Source organism: Variovorax sp. OV329 (genome assembly GCF_900114785.1).
Taxonomy (GTDB): domain Bacteria; phylum Pseudomonadota; class Gammaproteobacteria; order Burkholderiales; family Burkholderiaceae_C; genus Variovorax.
In genome coordinates this window covers 380,029-400,826 of record NZ_FOUG01000002.1, presented here as the reverse complement: position 1 = coordinate 400,826, position 20,798 = coordinate 380,029, and the positions used below count along the sequence as shown (strand labels likewise).

21 protein-coding genes are annotated in these 20,798 nt (G+C 68.4%); 8 read left to right on the top strand and 13 right to left on the bottom strand.

Translation table 11 applies throughout. The features are described from left to right. The first annotated feature begins 10 nt into the window (after positions 1-10). Genes rnc through nagZ form a run of 6 tightly spaced genes read left to right on the top strand, consistent with a single transcriptional unit; the run spans position 11 to position 4,745 of the window. Positions 11-706 (top strand): ribonuclease III, encoded by a 696-nt coding sequence (gene rnc, locus BM345_RS04685; protein WP_093376028.1) that lies wholly within the window; start codon positions 11-13, stop codon positions 704-706. A gap of 53 nt (positions 707-759) precedes the next feature. After that, positions 760-1,707 (top strand): GTPase Era, encoded by a 948-nt coding sequence (gene era / locus BM345_RS04680; RefSeq protein WP_254789559.1) that lies wholly within the window; start codon positions 760-762, stop codon positions 1,705-1,707. Between the two features lie 18 nt (positions 1,708-1,725). Further along, positions 1,726-2,496, top strand: coding sequence for a DNA repair protein RecO (gene recO / locus BM345_RS04675; protein WP_093376024.1), 771 nt, complete (start codon positions 1,726-1,728; stop codon positions 2,494-2,496). Beyond that, a complete protein-coding gene (locus BM345_RS04670) occupies positions 2,493-3,248 on the top strand; it encodes a pyridoxine 5'-phosphate synthase (protein ID WP_093376023.1) in 756 nt (251 codons plus the stop codon). The genes recO and BM345_RS04670 overlap by 4 nt, the downstream gene beginning before the upstream one ends. Continuing rightward, positions 3,245-3,658 (top strand): holo-ACP synthase, encoded by a 414-nt coding sequence (gene acpS / locus BM345_RS04665; protein WP_093376021.1) that lies wholly within the window; start codon positions 3,245-3,247, stop codon positions 3,656-3,658. The genes BM345_RS04670 and acpS overlap by 4 nt, the downstream gene beginning before the upstream one ends. A 4-nt stretch (positions 3,659-3,662) precedes the next feature. Then, positions 3,663-4,745 (top strand): beta-N-acetylhexosaminidase, encoded by a 1,083-nt coding sequence (gene nagZ, locus BM345_RS04660; RefSeq protein WP_093376019.1) that lies wholly within the window; start codon positions 3,663-3,665, stop codon positions 4,743-4,745. Here the strand turns inward: nagZ and BM345_RS04655 are convergent. The 4 genes from BM345_RS04655 to BM345_RS04640 form a co-directional block, all read right to left on the bottom strand. Continuing rightward, positions 4,742-5,254: a YgjP-like metallopeptidase domain-containing protein gene (locus BM345_RS04655; RefSeq protein WP_093376251.1), complete on the bottom strand. Its 513-nt coding sequence runs from the start codon at positions 5,252-5,254 to the stop codon at positions 4,742-4,744. The genes nagZ and BM345_RS04655 overlap by 4 nt on opposite strands. A gap of 11 nt (positions 5,255-5,265) precedes the next feature. Beyond that, a complete protein-coding gene (locus BM345_RS04650; protein ID WP_254789557.1) occupies positions 5,266-6,552 on the bottom strand; it encodes an Hsp70 family protein in 1,287 nt (428 codons plus the stop codon). Between the two features lie 23 nt (positions 6,553-6,575). Beyond that, positions 6,576-8,114, bottom strand: a complete 1,539-nt coding sequence (lysS, locus tag BM345_RS04645; RefSeq protein ID WP_093376017.1) for a lysine--tRNA ligase — start codon at positions 8,112-8,114, stop codon at positions 6,576-6,578. A gap of 100 nt (positions 8,115-8,214) precedes the next feature. Continuing rightward, positions 8,215-8,856: an LON peptidase substrate-binding domain-containing protein gene (locus BM345_RS04640; protein ID WP_254789526.1), complete on the bottom strand. Its 642-nt coding sequence runs from the start codon at positions 8,854-8,856 to the stop codon at positions 8,215-8,217. A 53-nt stretch (positions 8,857-8,909) separates the two neighbouring features. Here BM345_RS04640 and BM345_RS04635 point away from each other — a divergent pair, with 53 nt between their 5' ends. Continuing rightward, positions 8,910-9,473, top strand: a complete 564-nt coding sequence (locus tag BM345_RS04635; protein ID WP_093376013.1) for a YggT family protein — start codon at positions 8,910-8,912, stop codon at positions 9,471-9,473. 52 nt (positions 9,474-9,525) lie between these two features. Here BM345_RS04635 and accD read toward each other — a convergent pair whose 3' ends face one another. The 7 genes from accD to asd all read right to left on the bottom strand — a co-directional run bounded on the left by accD (position 9,526) and on the right by asd (position 18,266). Next, positions 9,526-10,398 carry an acetyl-CoA carboxylase, carboxyltransferase subunit beta gene (accD, locus tag BM345_RS04630; protein ID WP_093376011.1) on the bottom strand — a complete coding sequence of 291 codons (873 nt, stop codon included), beginning with the start codon at positions 10,396-10,398 and terminating at the stop codon, positions 9,526-9,528. A gap of 58 nt (positions 10,399-10,456) precedes the next feature. After that, positions 10,457-11,302 carry a tryptophan synthase subunit alpha gene (gene trpA / locus BM345_RS04625; protein WP_093376009.1) on the bottom strand — a complete coding sequence of 282 codons (846 nt, stop codon included), beginning with the start codon at positions 11,300-11,302 and terminating at the stop codon, positions 10,457-10,459. Beyond that, positions 11,302-12,576: a tryptophan synthase subunit beta gene (gene trpB / locus BM345_RS04620; protein ID WP_093376007.1), complete on the bottom strand. Its 1,275-nt coding sequence runs from the start codon at positions 12,574-12,576 to the stop codon at positions 11,302-11,304. Before trpB ends, trpA begins: the two co-directional genes overlap by 1 nt. 77 nt (positions 12,577-12,653) lie before the next feature. Then, a complete protein-coding gene (locus BM345_RS04615; protein WP_093376005.1) occupies positions 12,654-13,343 on the bottom strand; it encodes a phosphoribosylanthranilate isomerase in 690 nt (229 codons plus the stop codon). Further along, positions 13,340-14,152 carry a tRNA pseudouridine(38-40) synthase TruA gene (gene truA / locus BM345_RS04610; RefSeq protein ID WP_093376004.1) on the bottom strand — a complete coding sequence of 271 codons (813 nt, stop codon included), beginning with the start codon at positions 14,150-14,152 and terminating at the stop codon, positions 13,340-13,342. Before truA ends, BM345_RS04615 begins: the two co-directional genes overlap by 4 nt. A gap of 28 nt (positions 14,153-14,180) precedes the next feature. Beyond that, positions 14,181-16,871: a motility hub landmark protein FimV gene (locus BM345_RS04605; protein ID WP_368086472.1), complete on the bottom strand. Its 2,691-nt coding sequence runs from the start codon at positions 16,869-16,871 to the stop codon at positions 14,181-14,183. A 264-nt stretch (positions 16,872-17,135) separates the two neighbouring features. Further along, positions 17,136-18,266, bottom strand: coding sequence for an aspartate-semialdehyde dehydrogenase (asd, locus tag BM345_RS04600; RefSeq protein WP_093376000.1), 1,131 nt, complete (start codon positions 18,264-18,266; stop codon positions 17,136-17,138). A 313-nt stretch (positions 18,267-18,579) separates the two neighbouring features. Between asd and BM345_RS04595 the strand changes: the two genes are divergently transcribed. Next, entirely contained in the window at positions 18,580-18,978 is a 399-nt protein-coding gene (locus tag BM345_RS04595; protein WP_093375998.1) for an SRPBCC family protein, read from the top strand. A gap of 61 nt (positions 18,979-19,039) precedes the next feature. Here BM345_RS04595 and leuB read toward each other — a convergent pair whose 3' ends face one another. Both leuB and leuD read right to left on the bottom strand, forming a co-directional pair. Then, positions 19,040-20,110, bottom strand: coding sequence for a 3-isopropylmalate dehydrogenase (gene leuB, locus BM345_RS04590; protein ID WP_093375996.1), 1,071 nt, complete (start codon positions 20,108-20,110; stop codon positions 19,040-19,042). A gap of 34 nt (positions 20,111-20,144) precedes the next feature. Then, positions 20,145-20,795, bottom strand: coding sequence for a 3-isopropylmalate dehydratase small subunit (gene leuD, locus BM345_RS04585; RefSeq protein WP_093375994.1), 651 nt, complete (start codon positions 20,793-20,795; stop codon positions 20,145-20,147). Positions 20,796-20,798 lie beyond the last annotated feature (3 nt).

Sequence of the window (20,798 nt, the reverse complement as noted above, 5' to 3'; positions counted from 1 at the left end):
ATGACAGGCTGTGTCGGATAGCGGACTTGCCGCGCTGCAGGCGCGTCTTCAACACAGCTTTGCGGACCAGCGCCTGCTGACCCGCGCGCTCACCCACCGGAGCTTTTCCGCCGATCACAACGAGCGCCTGGAATTCCTGGGCGACTCGGTGCTGAATCTCGCGGTTTCGCATCTCCTTTTCACCCGCCTGGCGGACCTGCCGGAAGGCGATCTGTCGCGCGTGCGCGCCAACCTGGTCAAGCAGGACACCCTGCACCAGCTGGCGGTGAAGCTGGCCTTGTCGCCGCTGCTGCGCCTGGGCGAGGGCGAATCGCGTTCCGGCGGTGCCAACCGCCCCTCCATCCTGGCCGATGCGCTGGAGGCGGTGATCGGCGCCGTGTACCTCGACGCCGGCTACGCGGCCGCGCAGGCGCTGGTGCACCGGCTCTATCAGGCGGTAGAAATCAATCCGCGGATGGAAGCCGCCTCCAAGGACCCCAAGACCGAACTGCAGGAATGGCTGCAGGGTCACAAAATGAAGTTGCCCGTCTACCGGGTGGCGGCCACACTGGGGGCCGCGCACAAGCAGACCTTCGAGGTGGAGTGCGAGGTGGCCGAGAACGGCTGGACCGAGCGCGGCATCGGCGGATCGCGCCGGGCCGGCGAGCAGGCGGCCGCGGCCGCCATGCTCATCCGCCTGAAGGCAATGCACCAGAGAAGCAAATGAACCAGGATTCCAACGACACGCCGCCGCCATCCCCGGACGCGGCGATTCCCCCCATGCCGGCGTTGCCCGGCGGCCCCCCGGTGCCCGGCCGGCGCTGCGGCCTGATCGCCATCGTCGGCAAGCCCAACGTGGGCAAGTCCACGCTGCTCAACGCGCTGGTGGGCCAGAAGATCAGCATCACCTCGCGCAAGGCGCAGACCACGCGGCACCGCATCACCGGCATGCGCACGCTGGCGCAGCCCGACGGCAAGGGCACGCAGTACGTCTTCGTCGACACGCCCGGCTTCCAGACGCGGCATGCCAACGCGCTCAACCGCTCGCTCAACAAGACGGTGCTGGGCGCGGTGGCGGACGTGGACCTGATCCTCTTCGTGGTCGAGGCCGGCAGCTTCACGCCGGCCGATGCCAGGGTGCTGAAGCTGCTGGGCAAGCACATTCCCACGCTCTTGATCGCCAACAAGCTGGACAACGTGCACCGCCGCGCCGAGCTGGCGCCCTGGCTGGCGCAGATGCAGACCGAGCACCAGTTCGCCGAATACGTGCCGATGACGGCCAAGAACGCCGCCGACATCCAGCGCCTGCTGGGCATCTGCGAGAAGTACCTGCCCGAGCAGGACTGGTGGTACGACCAGGACGAGCTCACCGACCGCAGCGAGAAGTTCCTGGCCAGCGAGACGGTGCGCGAGAAGCTCTTCCGCCTGACCGGTGACGAGCTGCCCTACACCTCCACGGTCATCATCGACAAGTTCGAGGAAGAGCCGCCGCAGCGCAAGGGCCAGAAGCGCCTGCTGAAGATCGCCGCCACCATCGTGGTGGAGCGTGACGGCCACAAGGCCATGGTGATCGGCGACAAGGGCGAGCGCATCAAGCGCATCGGTACCGAGACGCGCCAGGAACTGGAGAAGCTGATGGACGCCAAGGTGTTCATCGAGCTGTGGGTCAAGGTGCGTTCCGGCTGGGCCGACGACGAGGCGCGGGTCAAGTCCTTTGGCTACGAATAGCGGCCGGGCAGGGCGCTAGTGGCCACCCATCGCGTCTCGCACGAGCCGGCTTACGTCCTGCACCGCTACGACTGGAGCGAATCCAGCCTGATCCTGGAAGTGTTCACCCGCAACCACGGGCGCATCGCGCTGGTGGCCAAGGGGGCCAAGCGGCCCAGCTCCAACTTCCGCCCGGTGCTGTTGCCGCTGCAGCCCTTGCACCTGAGCTTCGGCGGCGACAGCGAGATCCGCACCCTCAAGTCCGCCGAATGGATGGGCGGCCACGTGATGCCCACCGGCGACTCGCTCATCTCCGGCTACTACCTGAACGAACTGCTGATGCGCCTGCTGGTGCGCGACGATCCGCATGCGGCCCTGTTCGAGGCCTATGCCGGCGCGGTGGAGGTGCTGGCCGGCGAGCATGCCGGTGCCCAGACCGCGGCGCAGTCGGCCGCACTGCGGGCCTTCGAGCTGATCCTGCTGCGCGAGACCGGCTTCCTGCCCAGCCTCGAGGCGCAGACGCTCACCCTGGCGCCGGTGCTGCCGTCGGCGGCCTATGCCCTGGTGCCCGAGGCGGGTCTGCGCGAGGCCCAGGACGAGGAGCCGGCGCTCTCGGGCGCCGACTGGCTGGGCCTGCAAGCCGCACTGGACGAGCGCCTGCCCTTCACCGCCGCCTTGCGCGCCATCGCCGGCCTGCCTCCCGGAGGCAACAGCGCCCTGCGCAACCAGTTGCGGGTGCTGCTCAACTACCATTGCGGCGTCGCCACGCTGCGCACGCGGCAACTCATGCGAGACCTTCAAGCCCTATGAGCTCTCCAGTCACCACCGCCCTGTCGGTCAACCTCAACAAGGTCGCCCTGGTGCGCAACACGCGCCACCTGGGCATACCCAGCGTGCTCTACGCGGCCGCCGTCTGCCTGGACGCAGGAGCGCATGGCATCACGGTGCATCCGCGGCCAGACGAGCGCCACATCCGCGGCCAGGACGTGCACGAGCTGTCCGCGCTGCTGGCCAAGGACTGGCCCAAGGCCGAGTTCAACATCGAGGGCAACCCCTTCCACAACCTGATGGAATTCGTGCGCGAGTTGCGCCCCACCCAGGCCACCTTCGTGCCAGACAGCGCGGACCAGTTCACCAGCGACCATGGCTGGACCTTCCCGGACGATGCCGCGCGCCTGAAGCCCCTGATCGCCGAATGCAAGACCCTGGGCGTGCGCGTGAGCCTGTTCATGGACCCGGACGCCGACATGATGGCCGGTGCCAAGGCCGCCGGTGCGGACCGCGTCGAGCTCTATACCGAAGGCTTTGCCGCCTCGCGCGGTACTTCGCGCGCCGACGCTGTGCTGCAGCTCTATGCGGACGCCGCCAAGGCGGCGGTGGCTTCGGGGCTGGAGGTGAACGCGGGCCATGACCTCAGCCGCGACAACCTGACGGAGTTCCTCAAGGCGGTGCCCGAAGTTCGCGAGGTGTCCATCGGCCATGCCTTCATCGCCGATTCGCTGGAGCTGGGCTACGCCGCCACCACACGCGACTACCTGCGCTGCATCGGCGAGGCCAAGTGATCTACGGCATCGGCACCGACATCTGCGACATCCGCCGCATCACGGCCACGCTGCAGCGGCAGGGCGATCGATTCGCCACCAAGGTGCTGGGCGACGACGAGTTGGCCGTCTGGCGCAGCCGCAGCGCGCGCTGGCCCCAGCGCGGCGTGCGCTATCTGGCCACCCGCTTCTCGGCCAAGGAAGCCTTCAGCAAGGCAGTTGGCATGGGCATGCGCATGCCCATGAGCTGGCGGCTGTGCGAGATCCTCAACGAGAAGAGCGGCAAGCCCCGCATCGTTCTGCACGGCGAACTCAAGGCCTGGTTCGAGGCCCAGGGCCTGCGCGCCCATGTGACGGTGACCGACGAGACCGACTACGCGGCCAGCTTCGTGGTGGTGGAGCGCGACCTTCCGCCGCCGGCCAACTCCTGACTGCATGACTTCCAACACCGCACCGCATGCGCCGCTGATCATCGACATCGCCGGCACCGAACTCACGGCGGACGACCGCCGGCGCCTCTCGAACCCGCTGGTGGGCGGCTTGATCCACTTCACCCGAAACTGGCACAGCCGGGTGCAGATGCGCGAACTCAACCGCGAGATCAAGTCGCTGCGGCCGGACCTGCTCATCTGCGTGGACCACGAAGGCGGTCGGGTGCAGCGTTTCCGCACCGACGGCTTCACGCGCCTGCCCGCCATGGGCCGGCTCGGACAGTTGTGGATGCAGGACGCCATGCAGGCCATGCAGGCAGCCACCAGTGCCGGCCACGTGCTGGCCACCGAACTGCGCGCCTGCGGCATCGACTTCAGCTTCGCACCGGTGCTCGACCTCGACTGGGGCGAGAGCGGCGTGATCGGCGACCGCAGCTTCCACCGCGACCCGCGCGTGGTCGCACTGCTCGCCAAGAGCGTGATGCACGGCATGCTGCAGGCGGGCATGGGCAATTGCGGCAAGCACTTCCCGGGTCACGGGTCCGTGAAGGCCGATTCGCATGTCGCGATCCCGGTGGACCAGCGCGGCCTGAAAGCCATCCTCGGCGAGGATGCGAAGCCCTTCGAGTGGCTGGGCGGCTCGCTGAGCGCGGTGATGCCGGCGCATGTGATCTACCCCAAGGTGGATGCGCTGCCAGCGGGCTTTTCCGCGCGCTGGCTCCAGGCGATTCTGCGCGGGCGCCTGGGCTTCACCGGCGCCATCTTCAGCGACGACCTGAGCATGGAAGCCGGTCGCTACATCGACGGCCGCCTGCTGAGCTTCGGCGAAGCCGCCCTGGCCGCGCTGAAGGCCGGCTGCGACCTGCCGATGCTGTGCAACCAGAGCGTGGGCGAGAAGGCGGCTGGCCTCGACCAGATGCTCGATGACGTGGCCGCTGCGTTGCGCGATGGCAGCTGGTCGCCCGATCCGGCGAGCGATGCCCGTCGGCGTGCCCTGCTGCCCATGGGCGATGCGCCCGGCTGGGACGCGATGGCCGCCGCACCCCGCTACCAGGACGCGCTGCGCCGCCTGCAGTCCCTCGGCTAGGCGGCAGCCGGCGTCCACAGCGCCTGGCCGCCCAGGTCCAGGTGCGTCATGTACAGCCGCAGGTCGAATTCATGCTGGTGGTAGGCCGGCTCCATGTGCGTGCACAGGGCGTAGAAGGCTTTGTCGTGCTCGCGCACCTTCAAGTGCGCCAGTTCGTGCACGACGATCATGCGCAGCCACTCGAGCGGCACTTCGCGAAACAGGCTGGCCACGCGGATCTCGTGCCGCGCCTTGAGCTTTTGGCCCTGCACCCGCGACACGGTGGTGTGCGTGCCCAGGGCATGGCGCACCACGTGCAGCTTGCTGTCGTAGAGCACCTTGGACAGCGGCTGCGCGTTGCGCATGAATTCGCTCTTGAGCGACTGGGTGTAGTCGTACAGCGCACCGTCGGTGCGGACGTCGTGCGCCTGGGGAAAGCGCCGCTGCAGTGCCTCGCCAAGTCGTCCGGCCTCGGCCAGCGGGCGCACCTGCGCCTGCAGCGGCTCCGGGTAGTGAGCCAGATACTTCAGGCGCATGCCGTTCAAGCCAGGCCGCGGCGCTGTGCCGTGCACGCCAGCCCGGCGGCCACGCCACCGAAGAGGTCGCCCTCGATCATCGGCACGCCCGCGAAGCTGTGCGCGAGCGCATGCCGGAAGGGCCGCAGCGCCGAGGAGCCGCCGGTGAGGTAGATGCCGTCGAGCTGGCGCGTGTGCAGTCCCGCGCGGCGTACGCACTCGTGCGCGCAGGCCACCACGCGGGACAGGGCCTCGTCCAGGTGGGTGGACAGGTCCTCCGGCCGCAGCGTCGCCGACAGGCCCTTTTCGGCGAAGTCCAGGTCGATGGCAGCCGGCGCATCCTGGTTCGAGCCCAGGATCTTGGCCTGCTCCACCTCGCTGGCGATGCGGTGCCCCTGCGCCTCGCGCAGCACGCGCATCAGGCGATCGTGCAAGCGCAGGTCGGTGTAGTTGCTGCGCAGTTCGTTGGCCTCGCGCACCGCCTTGGGCGTCTGCGCCCAGTGGATCAGGTGCCAGGTCGAGAGGTCGAAGAACACCTTGCTGGGCACCTCGCGGCCCTGCGGACCCTGGTGGCGCAGGCCCAGCAGGGGCATCACGCATTCGAGGTTCAGGCGCTGGTCGAAGTCGGTGCCGCCGATGTGCACGCCGCTGGTGGCCAGGATGTCCTGCGCCCGGTCGGCCAGGGCCACGCGCTCGGGACCCAGGCGCACCACGGTGAAGTCCGACGTACCGCCCCCGATGTCGGTCACCAGCACCAGCGACTCGCGGGTCACGCGCTGCTCGTGGTCGAAGGCGGCTGCGATGGGCTCCAGCTGGAACTCGATGTGCCTGAAGCCCGCGGCGCGGGCCGCCTGGCGCAGCGCGTCTTCCGCCTGGCGGTCGCGCTTGGGGTCGTCGTCGACGAAATGCACCGGCCGGCCCAGCACCACGCTCGCGGGCCGCTGGCCCAGGTGGCCCTCGGCGCGCGATGCCAGTTCGGCCAGGAAGCGGGTGACGATGTCCTGGAAGCTGACCAAGCCGTCGTACACGGCCGTGGTCTCGTTCATGAGCGAGCTGCCCAGCAGGCTCTTGAGCGAGCGCATCAGCCGCCCTTCGACGCCGGCCAGGTAAAGGCTCACGGCGTCGCGGCCGAAATGCGTGCTGCGATCCTCGGAATTGAAAAAGACGGCCGTGGGCAGGGTGGTGGCGTCGCCTTCCAGCGGCAGGGCGCGCACCGGCCCGCTCGGCCCGGCGAAGGCGACGGCGGAGTTGGAGGTGCCGAAGTCGATGCCGACCGCGGCGCCCATCGTCTTGTGCGCGGCGCCCTGGCTCATGACTGCCGGCGCAGCGCCGGCTCTCATGATTCCCTGCGCAGGGCGGGGAAGAGGATCACGTCGCGGATGCTCGGCGAATCGGTCAGCAGCATCATCAGGCGGTCGATGCCGATGCCGCAGCCGCCGGTGGGCGGCATGCCGTATTCCAGCGCGCGCACGAAGTCGTGGTCGTAGAACATGGCTTCGTCGTCGCCGCTGTCCTTGGCAGCCACCTGCGCGTTGAAGCGCGCGGCCTGGTCCTCGGCGTCGTTCAGTTCGCTGAAGCCGTTGCCGAACTCGCGGCCGGTGATGTAGAGCTCGAAGCGCTCGGTGACCTCGGGGCGCTCGTCGTTGGCGCGTGCCAGCGGCGAGATCTCGGTGGGGTGCTCCATGATGAAGGTGGGCTGCCAGAGCTTCTCTTCCACCGTCTCCTCGAAGTACAGCACCTGCAGGCTGGCCAGGCTGCGGCCGGACAGGCGGTCCTTCTCCTCGGTCATGCCGAGCTTGCGCAGCGCGTTGACCAGCCACTGGGCGTCGTCCACGTGGTCGCCGGCCTCGGTGTACTTGAGGATGGCTTCGCGAATCGTCAGGCGCGCAAAAGGCTGCGCCAGGTCCACCGGCTTGCCCTGGTATTCGAGCTGCAGGCCGCCCGCGGCCTTTTGCGCAATGGTGCGGATCAGCGTCTCGGTGAAGTCCATCAGGTCGCGGTAGTTCCAGTAGGCCGCGTAGAACTCCATCATCGTGAACTCGGGGTTGTGCCGCACCGAGATGCCCTCGTTGCGGTAGCTCCGGTTGATCTCGAACACGCGCTCGAAGCCGCCCACGATCAGGCGCTTGAGGTACAGCTCGGGCGCGATACGCAGGAACATCTCCTGGTCCAGCGCGTTGTGGTGCGTCTTGAAAGGCTTGGCGTTGGCGCCGCCCGGGATCGGGTGCAGCATGGGCGTCTCGACTTCCAGGAAGTCGTTCGCCACCATGAATTCGCGCAGTGCCGACACGGCGCGGCTGCGTGCCGTGAAGCGTGCGCGGGCCGACTCGTCGGTGATCAGGTCGACATAGCGCTGGCGGTACTTCTGCTCCTGGTCGGCCATGCCGTGGAACTTGTCGGGCAGCGGGCGCAGGCTCTTGGTGAGCAGGCGCAGGCGATCGACCTTGATCGACAGCTCGCCGGTCTTGGTCTTCATCAGCGTGCCTTCGGCCGCCACGATGTCGCCCAGGTCCCAGCGCTTGAACTCGGCATAAGCCTCTTCCCCGATGGCGTCCCGGGTCACGTAGAGCTGGATGCGGCTGGTGGCGTCCTGCAGCGTGGCGAAGCTGGCCTTGCCCATCACGCGCTTGAGCATCATGCGGCCGGCCACGCTGGCCGCCACCGGCTGGGCATCGAGCGTTTCGGTCGCGGTCTCGCCATGAGCGGACTGCAGCTGGGCTGCACGGTCGGCCGGCTTGAAGTCGTTGGGGAAGGCGACGCCCTTGCCTTCGGCCTGCGCGCTGCGCAGCGCCTTCAGTTTCTCGCGGCGCTCGGCAATCAGTTGGTTGTCGTCGGGCGCGGGTGCGGCGGCAGTGTTGGGCGTAGGCTGGGTCATGGAAGGGGCGGAATGGGGAATCGCGCGAATGATTCGAAGTGCCCGTCGGGCGGCGCGAAACCCACTATTTTAATCCGCCGCCCTGGGCAGACGCGCTCTGTCAGGCTATGCCGTGGCGAGAGAGCAGGTCGGCTACGAGTTCGAGGCGCATCAGGGGGCTTTCCAGCTCCATGAGCCGCTGCTTGAGTTCCGTCTGCAGGGGCAGAAGCTCGCACCAGCGGTTGGCCACCCAGCCGCAGTCGTCGAAGCGATAGGGCGCAGCGACGGGCAGACGAACATCCTCGCGGTCTTCCGCCGCCTTGCGGGCTTCCAGCGTGTCGATCAGGCGCTTGAGGGCCTCCGGCACTTGCGCCAGGTCCTCCGGCACCGGCATGGCCAGGTCATCGGCCAGCCATTCGACATCGGCGGTCCACAGGCCATTCTTGTGCTGCGTGCTGCCGTGCACCCGGAAACGTCGGGTGCCCAGGCATTCGATCTGCAGCAGCGCCGGTTGCTGCGCATCGAAGCGGCGGATTTCGGCCAGCGTGCCCACCGAGGCGAAGCGCTCGGCCTCGGCGCCTGCCACCCGCACCTCCGAGCCCTGGGTGAGCGCCACCACGCCGAAGGGCGAGCCGGCCTTGTGCGCCTCGCCGACCATGTGCAGGTAGCGCACCTCGAACACGCGCAGCGGCAGCAGGCCGCCGGGGTAGAGAACGCTGCCCAGTGGAAACAGCGGAAGGGTGACGAGGGGAGAAGAGGTCATTGAATGCGTTCCAGGGCTGGCTATCATCGCACTCCCTTCCCAAGCGGCTTGCCATGCTCTACCAGATTCCCTCGTTTCTCCTCGATGTGATCACTGGCTTGTTCGGTGGCGCCTGCCTGCTGCGGCTTTACATGCAATACCACCGGGTGCCTTTCGGCAATCCGCTGGGCCGCTTCATCTTTGCCATCACCGACTGGATCGTGCTGCCGCTTCGGCGCATCGTGCCGGCTTTCCGCCGCTGGGACCTGGCCAGCCTCATTGCCGCCTGGCTGCTGGTGATGGTGAAATTCCTGCTGCTCTTCCTTCTGGTCGGCGCGGGAGGCGGCTATGCAATCCTGCCACTGCTCTCGTTCCTGGGGCTGCTGCAGCTGGCGATCTCGGGTTTGACGGCCTTGCTGATCGTCTACGCCATCCTGTCGTGGATTCCCACCGCCTCCTCGATGCTGCAGGACCTGGTGGCACGCCTGGCCGAGCCGCTGGTGCGGCCGGTGCGCAAGCTCATTCCGCTGGTGGGTGGGGTGGACCTGTCGCCGCTGGTGGTGATCGTGCTGCTGCAGATCGTGGCCATCGTGCTGGGCGACGCACTGGCCTGGGCCTACGCGCTGGGGCGCCGCTGAAATGAGATCCGGGCCACGAAGGCCCGGATGAATCAGCGGCAAGACAAGAAGATCAGAGCACCGCGTCGGCGGGCTGGCGCAGCAGCATGGCCAGCGTGCTGGCGATGGTCTTGCGCAGTTCGCGGCGGTCGCAGATGAAGTCGATCGCGCCCTTGGTCTGCAGGAACTCGGCGCGCTGGAAGCCCTCGGGCAGGGTCACGCGCACGGTGCTTTCGATCACGCGCGGGCCGGCAAAGCCGATGAGTGCCTTGGGCTCGGCGATGACGACGTCGCCCATGAAGGCAAAGCCGGCGCTCACGCCGCCCATGGTCGGGTCGGTCAGCACGCTGATGTAGGGCAGGCCCTTCTTCGCCAGGCGGGTGAGCGAGGCGTTGGTCTTGGCCATCTGCATGAGCGAGAGCAGGCCCTCCTGCATGCGGGCGCCGCCGGTGGCGGTGAAGCAGATGAAGGGTACCTTCTGCTCGATGGCGGTCTCGACGCCGCGCACGAAGCGCTCGCCCACCACGCTGCCCATGCTGCCGCCCATGAACTCGAACTCGAAGCAGGCCACCACCGCGTTGATGCTGTGGATGGCGCCGCCCATGACCACCAGCGCATCGGTCTCGCCGGTGTTCTCCAGGGCTTCCTTCAGGCGCTCGGGGTACTTCCGGCTGTCCTTGAACTTGAGCGCGTCCACCGGCAGGACTTCCTGGCCGATCTCGTAGCGGCCCTCGGGGTCGAGGAAGGCGTCGAGGCGGGCGCGGGCGCCGATGCGGTGGTGGTGCGCGCAGCTCGGGCAGACGTTCTGGTTGTGTTCCAGGTCGGTCTTGTAGAGCACCGTCTCGCAGCTCGGGCACTTGATCCAGAGGCCTTCGGGCATCTGGCGGCGTTCGCTCGGGTCGGACGGGGTGATCTTGGGGGGGAGAAGTTTTTCTAGCCAGCTCATGCGGTCACTCCAAATGGGTGCGTGCTGTATTTTGCCAAATGCCAATACAGGCCAATTTCTAGCGGCCCGAGGCGTTCTTGGGGGTGTTGGCGGGCAGGGCGTCGAGCGCCTCGCGGATGCCCGACAGGAACTCGCCCACCAGCGGCACCACGCGATCGCGCGGGGCCTCCTCGATGAGCTGGATGATCTTGCTGCCGATCACCACGGCGTCGGCGGCGCTGCCCACGGCCTGCGCGGTGCGCGCGTCGCGGATGCCGAAGCCCACGCCGACGGGGATCTTCACGTGCTCGCGGATGCGCGGCAGCATCTGGCCCACCGCCTCGGTGTCGAGGTGGCCGGCGCCGGTCACGCCCTTGAGCGAGACGTAGTAGACGTAGCCCGAGGCGATGCGCGCCACCTGGGCCATGCGCTCGGGCGTGCTGGTGGGCGCCAGCAGGAAGATCAGGTCGATGCCCTGGGCGCGCAACTCTTCGGCAAAGGCCTCGCACTCCTCGGGCGGGTAGTCGACGATCAGCAGGCCGTCGACGCCGGACTTGGCCGCGTCGCGCACGAAGGCGCCCTTGCCGTGCCTTTGGTCATAGCGCTCCACCGGGTTGGCGTAGCCCATGAGCACCACCGGCGTGACCGCGTCCTTCTTGCGGAAGGCGGCGACCATGTCCAGCACCTGCTTCATGCCCACGCCCAATGCCAGCGCGGCTTCGCCGGCCTTCTGGATCACCGGGCCGTCGGCCATGGGGTCGGAGAAGGGCACGCCCAGCTCGATCACGTCGGCGCCGGCGGCGACCATGCCGTGCATCAGCTCGGGCGTGACGTCGGCGTAGGGAAAGCCGGCCGTCACGTAGGGGATGAGGGCTCGGCGGCCCCCGGATTTCAGCTTGTCGAAGGTGGCGGCAATGCGGCTCATCACTTGCCTCCCTTCACCGACAGGCCGCGCATCGACGGTCGGTCGTAGAAATCGACGCCCGACAGGTCGGCCACCGTGCCGATGTCCTTGTCGCCCCGGCCCGAGAGGTTGACCAGGATCGACTGGTCCGGCCGCATGGTCCTGGCCAGCTTGAGCGCGTAGGCCACCGCGTGGCTCGATTCCAGCGCCGGGATGATGCCCTCGGTGCGGCACAGGTAGTGGAAGGCGTCCAGCGCCTCCTTGTCGGTGATGCCCACGTATTCCGCCCGGCCGATGTCGGCCAGGAAGGAGTGCTCGGGGCCCACGCCGGGATAGTCCAGGCCGGCGCTGATGCTGTGCGTCTCGGTGATCTGGCCGTTGTCGTCCTGCAGCAGGTAGGTGCGGTTGCCGTGCAGCACGCCCGGACTGCCGCGCAGGATGGAGGCCGAGTGCTTGCCGCTGTCCAGGCCTTCGCCCGCCGCTTCCACGCCGATAAGGCGCGTGTTCTCGAAGGGGATGTAGGGGTAGAAGATGCCCATGGCGTTGCTGCCGCCGCCCACGCAGGCGACCACCACGTCGGGCTGCTTGCCTTGCATCTCGCCCGCGATGCCTTGCTGCGACAGCATGGCCGGCATCTGCTCGATGCACTCGTTGCCGATCACGCTCTGGAAGTCGCGCACCATGGTCGGGTAGGGGTGCGGGCCGGCGACGGTGCCGATGATGTAGAAGGTGTCTTCCACGTTGGTGACCCAGTCGCGCATGGCTTCGTTCAGCGCGTCCTTCAGGGTGCGGCTGCCCGATTCGACCGGCACCACCGTGGCGCCCAGCAGGTTCATGCGGTAGACGTTGGGGCTCTGGCGCCGCACGTCTTCCGCCCCCATGTAGACCACGCATTCCAGCCCGTAGCGGGCGCAGATGGTGGCGGTGGCCACGCCGTGCTGGCCGGCGCCGGTCTCGGCGATCACACGCGGCTTGCCCATGCGGCGCGCCAGCATGGCCTGGCCGATGGTGTTGTTCACCTTGTGGGCGCCGGTGTGGTTCAGGTCCTCGCGCTTGAGGTAGATCTGCGCGCCGCCCATCTCGCGGCTGCTGCGGGCGGCGTGGTAGATGGGCGAGGGCCGGCCGACGAAGTGCGCCAGCTCGTAGCGGAATTCGGCCAGGAAGTCGGGGTCGTTCTTGTAGCGATCGTAGGCCTCACGCAGCTGGTTGATGGCGTGGGTCAGCGTCTCGCTGGCGAAGGTGCCGCCATAGATGCCGAAATGGCCGCTGGCGTCGGGTTGCTGGTATTCGAACATGGATGCAAAGCCTCGATGGGTGCCGGCGCGGCCGACCCATGCTTCTTCTTCGAAAGATGGGAGGCGGCTGCCAGCGCTTACTGGGGGGAGGCGAAGGCGTCGGCGGCCCGCACGGCCGCCACGAATTCGCGGATCTTGCCGGCGTCTTTGATGCCCTTGCGGGCTTCCACGCCGGAACTCACGTCAACGGCCAGCGTCCTGCAACGCGGCCGGAGCACGCGAATGCCATCGCCGACGTTGGCAGGCGTCAACCCACCAGACAAGACGAGGTGAGCGTTTGCGACGTGTGGAAGGAGTGACCAATCGAATGCCTTGCCGCCTCCGCCATATCCCTCGACATGGGCGTCGAGCAGGATGGCCTGGGCGTTTGAGAATTCCTGGGCGTATTTTACGAGGTCGAAGTCGATCCCGGCCGCACCCATGGGAATGCGGGCGGCACGCATGTAACGGTGGGCGCCCGCGGCGCTGCCGGCATGGCATTGGGCGGGGGTTTCATCGCCGTGGAACTGGGCCATGGCCCCGGGGATGGATGCCAGCGCTCGGCTCGAGGCGGCCGGGTCCTCGTTCACGAACAGCAGCACCGGCGTCACGAAGGGCGGCAGGCGCGAGGCCAGCTCGGCTGCCCGCCCGATGGGCACGAAGCGCGGGCTCTGGGGATAGAGCACGAAGCCGATGGCGTCCGCGCCGGCGTCCACGACCGCATCCACATCCTCTTCGCGGGTCAGGCCGCAGATCTTGATCCGGGTGCGGGCGGCGGGCTGGCTCATGGCAGGCCATGATACGCAGGCGCCCCGGAGCCCAGCGTCACCTCCGGCGGGAGACCCCACTCGGGGCCGTATTGCGGGCCGAGGAAGTACAGGCCCGCAGGCGAGAAGGTGGGGGCGGCGATCAGGCGGCTCCTCGCGTCCAGTACCTCCTGCACCCATTCGGGCCGGGCCTGGCCCTGGCCCACGCGCACCAGGCAGCCCATGATGTTGCGGATCATGTGGTGCAGGAAGGCATCGGCCTCGAATTCGAAATACCAGCGGCAGCGCTCGTTCTCGGTGTCGCGGCGGATCTCGATGCGCCGCACCTCCTTCACCGGCGACAGCGCCTGGCAGGCCGAGGCGCGGAAGGAGCTGAAATCGTGCCGGCCCACCAGGATCTGCGCCGCGGCGCGCATCGCCTCGCCGTCGAGCGGGTACATGGTCCAGCCGACCCGGCCGGATTCGACGCTGGGCCGCACCGGCGACTGCGAGAGCACGTAGAGGTACCGCCGCGAGAGGGCGCTGGCCCGGCAGTGGAACTCGCGCGGCACGACCTGCGCCCACTGGACGGCGATGTCCTCGGGCAGGAAGGTGTTGGTGCCGCGCACCCAAGAGTTGGTGCTGCGCTCGACCTCGGTGTCGAAGTGCACCACCTGCATCAGGCCATGCACGCCGGAGTCGGTGCGGCCGGCGCACAGCGTGGACACAGGAGAAGCGGCGAAGGCCGCAAGCGCGGCCTCCAGTTTGTCCTGCACCGTCTTGCCCGAGAGCTGGCTCTGCCAGCCCTCGTAGGCACGGCCCAGGTAGCGAACGCCGAGGGCCACCCTCACTGGTCGACCCCCAAGCAAAAGCCCCGTATCAGCGCAGCTGGCCGAGCAGCTGCTGCGCCTGGGCGCGCATGTCGCCGGTGCTCTCGGCGGCCACTTCCTCGACCAGCGAGCGGGCGCCTTCGGCATCGCCCAGGGCGTGCAGTTCGCGCGCCAGGGTCAGCTTGATCGCGTGCGGGCTCTCGCCGCTGTCCTCGAAGGCGGGTTCCAGGCGGGCGGGCGAGGTGTGGGTGCCCAGCGAGCCGCCGCGGGTGCTCATGTCGAACTCGACGAAGCCCGAGTCGCCCGGCAGGCCGGCACGCAGGGTGGCGGGCTGGGTGTGTTCCTCGTCGTCGGCTGAAATGCGCGGGACCGGGCGTGCCGAGGGCTCCAGGGCGGCCGGGGCGGTGTCGAAGTCGTTTTCCAGGTCGGCCATGTGGCGGCCGGCGCCGTTCATTGCACCGCGGGCAGCCGCGGCCGCGACGGCGGGGGCTGCCACGGGGGGCAGGCTGGCCGTCAGGGGCGTGGGCTTGGTGGCGGGCTTGTCGAGTTCCAGGTCGAAGTCCAGCGGGGCCACCGAGGGCACGAAGGCCGGCTGGGGCTCCAGCGGCGCCGGCGCCGTCACGGGCGTCAGCGGAATGGGCGCGGAGATCGACGGCGCGGCGGGCGCGGAAACGACCGGGGCCGCGGCCGTCACTGCAGATGCGCCGGAAGAGGGTTGGTACAGCGGGTTGCCCGGGTCCAGGTCTCGGCCCAGTTCCACCACGCGGGCCCACTCGGTGCCGGAGCCGCCGGTCAGCTTGTGCACGTCCGAAGCCAGGGCCTCGTAGGCGCGCAGGTCACGGCGCTTGGCATGGATCTCGAGCAGCTTGAGGTGGATGGCGCTGCGCTCGGGATTGATGCGCAGCGCCTCGCGCAGGATTTCCTCGGCCTGCAGGTCGCGGCCGTAGGCCAGGTAGACGTCGGCCTCGGCGACCGGGTCCACGTCGCCGGCATCCAGCTGGCTGGGCGAGTAGGACATCGAGGACGTGGCCGACAGGCCCTGGTTCTTGGTGTCCACCGACTCGCCGCCGCTGCTGCCGAAGAAGGAGTCCTTCGGGATGCGGCTTTCCAGGAAGATGCTTTCACTGGAATTTGCACGGCGGCGGCTGGCCACGCGGTAGCCCAGCCAGCCCAGCAGCACGACGAGCAAGCCGCCACCACCCAGGGCCAGCGGGTTGTCCATCAGATCGTCGAAGAAGCCCTTGGGCGGGGGCGGCGGAGGTGCCGCCACCTTCGGCTTGGGCGGGGCGACAGCGGCCGGGGGCGGCGTCGCGGGTGCGGCAGGTGCCGGTGCGGCGGCGGAAGCGTCGGCAGCGGCGGCCGGACTGGCGCCCGGTGCTGCTGCGGCGTCGGCGCCGGCAGCCGGGGCGGGCGTGCCCGGCGTAGCGGCAGGCGTGGCGCCCGCACCGGCGGCAGCAGGCGTCGGCGCAGGCGGGGTGCCGGCTGCGGGGGCGCCTTGTGCGGCGGCTGCGGGGGCAGCGGCGGGTGCCGCGGGATTCAGGCCGGCCGGAGTCGCAACGCCCGCGGCAGGCGGTGCAGCGCCAGGTGCAGCGGCGGGCGCAACTGCCGAGCCGGCGGGTGCTGCACCGGGGGCGCCGCTGGCGGCCTGCAGCTTGTTCAGGTCGTTCAGGTTCTTGGACAGTTCGGCCACGCGCGAGCTGTCGGCAGCGGACTGGCGGTTGGCGACCAGCTTGTCGTCGGCCGCCTTGGCGCCGGCATTGCCTTGGCTGATGGTGAGCTTGTCGGGCGAAGCGGCAGCCGCATTGCGGTCTTCCACGTTGGCCTGCAGCTTGCCTGCAGCCTGGCGGTCAGCCCCCTCCACGCGCGAGGCGGGGGCGTTCTCGGCCAGGCGGCGGCGGTACTGGTTGAAGTCCTGGCTCTGGGCCGTGACGGTGCGCTTGGCATCGTCACCCGTGACCGAGCCCGCCTGCGCGGCGCTGGGCACGTTGAGCACCGAGCCGGCCTTGATGCGGTTCACGTTGCCGCCGATGAAGGCGTTCGGGTTGGCGCGCAGCATGGCGACCAGCATCTGGTCGAGAGAGACGTCGGCCGGCTTGTAGGTGGCGGCGAGCTTGCCAGCGGTGTCACCGGCCTTGACGGTGACCTGCTGTTCTTCGCCGCTGCCGGTGCGAACTTGCGATTCGGCCGGTGAAACCGGCGCGGCGGGCGCAGCGGCGGCACGTTGCCGGGCGGGCGCCGCCGGGGCGGCTTCCACCGGGGTCGCCGGGGCGGCCTGGGCACGGGCGGCGCGGCTGGAGCGCGGCAGCGTGCCGGGCGCGGCGGGCGCCAGTTGGGGAGCAATCGGGGAAATGGCCACCTGCGACTTGGGGCTGGCCGGCGGGTCCAGCAGGACCGTGTAGTCGCGCACCACGCGGCCGGCACTCCAGTTCGCTTCCAGCAGCAGGTCGATGAAGGGGTCGTTCATCGAGCGGTTGCCCGTCAGGTTGACGACGTAGCGACCGTCCGCGCGACGCTGCAGCGAAACGCGCACGTCGCCCAGGGCCGGGTTGTAGTTGACGCCAGCGGCATTGAAGGCCGAAGGCGAGGCGATGTTGATGCGCAGGCCGTCGGCCTCGGCGGCGGTGATCTCGGTGACCTCGATCTCGGCGCGCAGCGGTTCGCCCAGTGCCGAGCGGACATTCATGCGGCCAAGGGCCAGGGCGCTCGCGTCGGTGGCCAGGGTGCTCAGGGCGAGCGCCACGGCAGCCCCCAGAACACTCAGCTGACAACGACCAGGATTTTTCGAGATCGCACGGGTCGCCACCCCGGGGGCGGCAGGCAACGAATGTCTTGTCATGCTGATAGGGGCAGGTCCGGCCCAAAAGTGTAAGTGGACGTTAACACCTTAACCCTGCCAATGACAAGGCGGCAACGCTTGTTAACCGGGCAAGTACGACGTTCGTCGCACTTTGGTCGTTGCAAGTGAGCAACGGCGGGTGCCGGAGACTAGCACCCGCAGCCCTCATCAGGCCTCCAGCAGGATCCGCAGCATGCGGCGCAGCGGCTCGGCAGCACCCCACAGGAGCTGATCGCCGACGGTGAACGCACCCAAATACTCCGGGCCCATGGCCAGCTTGCGCAGGCGGCCGACCGGGATGTCCATGGTGCCGGTCACGGCGACCGGTGTCAGGTCCTTGATCGAAGCCTCGCGGGTGTTGGGAACGACCTTCACCCACTGGTTGTCGGCGGCGATCATGCCCTCGATCTCGGCCAGCGGCACGTCCTTCTTCAGCTTGAAGGTCAGGGCCTGGCTGTGGCAGCGCATGGCGCCGATGCGCACGCAGAAGCCATCGACCGGCACCGCGGCCGTTTCGAAGCCGGCGCCCTGGCCCAGGATCTTGTTGGTCTCGGCGCCGCCCTTCCACTCTTCCTTGCTCATGCCGTCGCCCAGGTCCTTGTCGATCCAGGGGATCAGCGAGCCGCCCAGCGGGACGCCGAAGTTGGCGGTTTCCTGCGCCGACAGGCTCTGCTGCTTTGCAAGGACCTTGCGGTCGATTTCCAGGATGGCGGACTTCGGGTCGTGCAGCAGGTCGCGCACTTCGGCGTTGAGCGTGCCGTACTGCGTCAGCAGTTCGCGCATGTGCTGCGCGCCGCCGCCCGAGGCTGCCTGGTAGGTCATCGAGGTCATCCACTCGACCAGGCCGGCCTTGTAGAGCGCGCCAACGCCCATCAGCATGCAGCTGACGGTGCAGTTGCCGCCGATCCAGTTGTTGCCGCCCTTGGCCAGGGCGTTCTTGATCACGGGCAGGTTGACCGGGTCAAGCACGATGACCGCGTCATCCTTCATGCGCAGGGTGGAGGCCGCATCGATCCAGTGGCCCTTCCAGCCTTCGGCGCGCAGGCGGGGGAACACCTCGGTGGTGTAGTCGCCGCCCTGGGCCGTGATGATGATGTCGCAGCGCTTGAGGGCGGCGATGTCGAAGGCGTTCTGGAGGGTGCCTTCGTTCCTGGCCATGCCGGGTGCCTTGCCGCCGGCGTTGGAGGTGGAGAAGAACAGGGGTTCGATGAGATCGAAGTCCTTCTCCTCGACCATGCGGTCCATCAGCACAGAGCCGACCATGCCGCGCCAGCCGACCAACCCTACCAACTTGCTCATTTCAGATGCCCTTTCAGTGTCAAACAGTGAGACCGCGCCGAAGGGACTGCCCGCCTGGCTCGTCCGGGGCCAGGGAAAGGCGCACGACGAACCAGGCTGGGTCAGCCCTTAATCTTGGTCGTGGTTTTGGTGGAGGAAACGATGGATGCGCGCGCAGCCTTGCCAACCGCGGAGGCGGGCAGGGTGTTCAGCAGGAACGGATGGGCGGCAAACATGGCCGTCGATTGTACCGGAGGGTGGCGAAATCGCGCTTGGTCAAGCGGCGCGAGGCGCTCACACTTGCAGGATTACCACACCACCGCGGAGCTCTTCGATGGCATCCATCCGACGCGAGACCCTGATCCATGCGCCGCCCGAGGAGTTGTGGAGCGCCCTGCGCGACGTCGGTGCGCTGCACACGCGCCTGGTGCCCGGCTTCGTCATCGAGTGCGTGTGGGACGGCGAAGGCCGGGACATCACCTTCGCCAACGGCGTGAAGACGCGCGAGCTGATCATCGACGTGAACGACGACGATCGCCGGGTGGCGTGGACGGCGGCAGGGCAGCTCAAGCACTACAACGCGTCCGCCCAGGTCTTCCCCGAGGGCGCGGGGAACTGCCGCGTGGTCTGGATCGCCGACCTCCTGCCCCACGAGATGGCGCCGGCCATCGCCGGCATGATCGAGCAGGGGCTGGCCGCCATGAAGCGGCATGCCGAGCGGCCCAAGGGTTGAACACCCCATGAAAAAGGGCGGCCGCCCGGCCGCCCTGTCTTCGCGCCCCGAGGGCTGGCAATCAGCCGAGTGCCTTGAGCACCGCGTCGCCCATCTCGCGCGTTCCGACCCTGGTCGTGCCTTCGCTGTAGATGTCCGGCGTGCGCAGGCCCTGGGACAGCACCTTCTTGACCGCGTTCTCGATGCGCTGGGCAGCTTCTTCCTGCTCCAGCGAGAAGCGCAGCATCATCGCGGCCGAGAGGATGGTGGCCAGCGGATTGGCCACGCCCTTGCCGGCGATGTCGGGGGCGCTGCCGTGGCTGGGTTCGTACAGGCCCTGCTTGCTGGCGTTGAGCGATGCCGAAGGCAGCATGCCGATGGAGCCGGTCAGCATGGCAGCCTCGTCCGAGAGGATGTCGCCGAACATGTTGCCGGTGACCACCACGTCGAACTTCTTGGGCGCCTTCACCAGCTGCATGGCGGCGTTGTCCACGTACATGTGGTCCAGCTCGATGTCGGGATAGTCCTTGTGCACCTCGGTGACCACGTCCTTCCAGAACTGGAAGGTCTCCAGCACGTTGGCCTTGTCCACGCTGGTCACGCGCTTGCTGCGCTTGCGCGCGGCCTCGAAGGCGACGCGGGCGATGCGCTCGATCTCCGGGCGGGTGTAGCGCATGGTGTCGAAGGCTTCCTCGGCACCGGGGAAGTTGCCGTCGGGCGAGGTGCGCTTGCCGCGCGGCTGGCCGAAGTAGATGTCGCCGGTCAGCTCGCGGATGATCAGGATGTCCAGGCCCGCCACCAACTCGGGCTTGAGGCTCGAGGCGTGCGTCAGCTGCTCGTAGCAGATGGCGGGACGGAAGTTGGCGAACAGGCCCAGGTTCTTGCGCAGGCCCAGGATGGCCTGCTCGGGGCGCAGCGCGCGCTCCAGCTTGTCGTACTTCCAGTCGCCCACGGCGCCGAAGAGCACCGCGTCGGCTTCCTTGGCCAGCTTGAGCGTGGCCTCGGGCAGCGGACGGCCGCTGGCCTCGTAGGCGGCGCCGCCGACCACGGCGGTCTCCATCTCGAACTTCAGGTCCAGCGCGCCCAGCACGCGCACGGCCTGCTCGACGATCTCGGTGCCGATGCCATCACCGGGAAGGACTGCGATCTTCATATGCGTGTTCTCTCTTCTCTTGGGTTCAGTCGGTTCAGGAAATCATCTGGTGCGTCAGCCAGGGCTTGGCGGCCAGGCGCTGCGCCTCGAAGGCGGCGATCTTGTCCTTGTGGCGCAGGGTCAGGCCGATGTCGTCCAACCCGTTGAGCAGGCAGTACTTGCGGAAGGCCTGCACCTCGAAGGGCAGCGTGCTGCCGTCGGGCTTCTCGACCACCTGGCGCTCCAGGTCGACGGTGAGACTGTAGCCGGGGAAGGCTGCCACTTCGTCGAACAACTGGGCCACCTGCGCCTCGGGCAGCACGATGGGCAGCAGGCCGTTCTTGAAGCAGTTGTTGAAGAAGATGTCAGCAAAGCTGGGCGCAATGACGGCGCGGAAACCGAACTGGTCCAACGCCCAGGGCGCGTGCTCGCGCGAGGAGCCGCAGCCGAAGTTCTTGCGCGCGATCAGCACCGACGCGCCCTGGTAGCGCGGCAGGTTCAGCACGAAGTCGGGATTGGGCTTGCGGCTGGCCGGGTCTTGCCCGGGCTCGCCACGGTCCAGGTAGCGCCACTCGTCGAAGAGGTTCGGGCCGAAGCCGGTCTTCTTGATGGACTTGAGGAACTGCTTGGGAATGATCGCGTCGGTGTCGACGTTCTCGCGGTCCATGGGCGCCACGAGGCCCTTGTGAACGGTGAATTTCTGCATGGT

Excerpts from the sequence above, each read along its gene's own strand:
- era (WP_254789559.1), top strand. The coding sequence starts at position 760 with ATGCCGGCGTTGCCCGGCGGCCCCCCGGTGCCCGGCCGGCGCTGCGGC.
- BM345_RS04670 (WP_093376023.1), top strand. The coding sequence starts at position 2,493 with ATGAGCTCTCCAGTCACCACCGCCCTGTCGGTCAACCTCAACAAGGTC.
- nagZ (WP_093376019.1), top strand. The coding sequence starts at position 3,663 with ATGACTTCCAACACCGCACCGCATGCGCCGCTGATCATCGACATCGCC.
- BM345_RS04650 (WP_254789557.1), bottom strand. The coding sequence starts at position 6,552 with ATGAGCCAGGGCGCCGCGCACAAGACGATGGGCGCCGCGGTCGGCATC.
- lysS (WP_093376017.1), bottom strand. The coding sequence starts at position 8,114 with ATGACCCAGCCTACGCCCAACACTGCCGCCGCACCCGCGCCCGACGAC.
- BM345_RS04640 (WP_254789526.1), bottom strand. The coding sequence starts at position 8,856 with ATGACCTCTTCTCCCCTCGTCACCCTTCCGCTGTTTCCACTGGGCAGC.
- BM345_RS04635 (WP_093376013.1), top strand. The coding sequence starts at position 8,910 with ATGCTCTACCAGATTCCCTCGTTTCTCCTCGATGTGATCACTGGCTTG.
- accD (WP_093376011.1), bottom strand. The coding sequence starts at position 10,398 with ATGAGCTGGCTAGAAAAACTTCTCCCCCCCAAGATCACCCCGTCCGAC.
- trpA (WP_093376009.1), bottom strand. The coding sequence starts at position 11,302 with ATGAGCCGCATTGCCGCCACCTTCGACAAGCTGAAATCCGGGGGCCGC.
- trpB (WP_093376007.1), bottom strand. The coding sequence starts at position 12,576 with ATGTTCGAATACCAGCAACCCGACGCCAGCGGCCATTTCGGCATCTAT.
- BM345_RS04615 (WP_093376005.1), bottom strand. The coding sequence starts at position 13,343 with ATGAGCCAGCCCGCCGCCCGCACCCGGATCAAGATCTGCGGCCTGACC.
- asd (WP_093376000.1), bottom strand. The coding sequence starts at position 18,266 with ATGAGCAAGTTGGTAGGGTTGGTCGGCTGGCGCGGCATGGTCGGCTCT.
- BM345_RS04595 (WP_093375998.1), top strand. The coding sequence starts at position 18,580 with ATGGCATCCATCCGACGCGAGACCCTGATCCATGCGCCGCCCGAGGAG.
- leuB (WP_093375996.1), bottom strand. The coding sequence starts at position 20,110 with ATGAAGATCGCAGTCCTTCCCGGTGATGGCATCGGCACCGAGATCGTC.
- leuD (WP_093375994.1), bottom strand. The coding sequence starts at position 20,795 with ATGCAGAAATTCACCGTTCACAAGGGCCTCGTGGCGCCCATGGACCGC.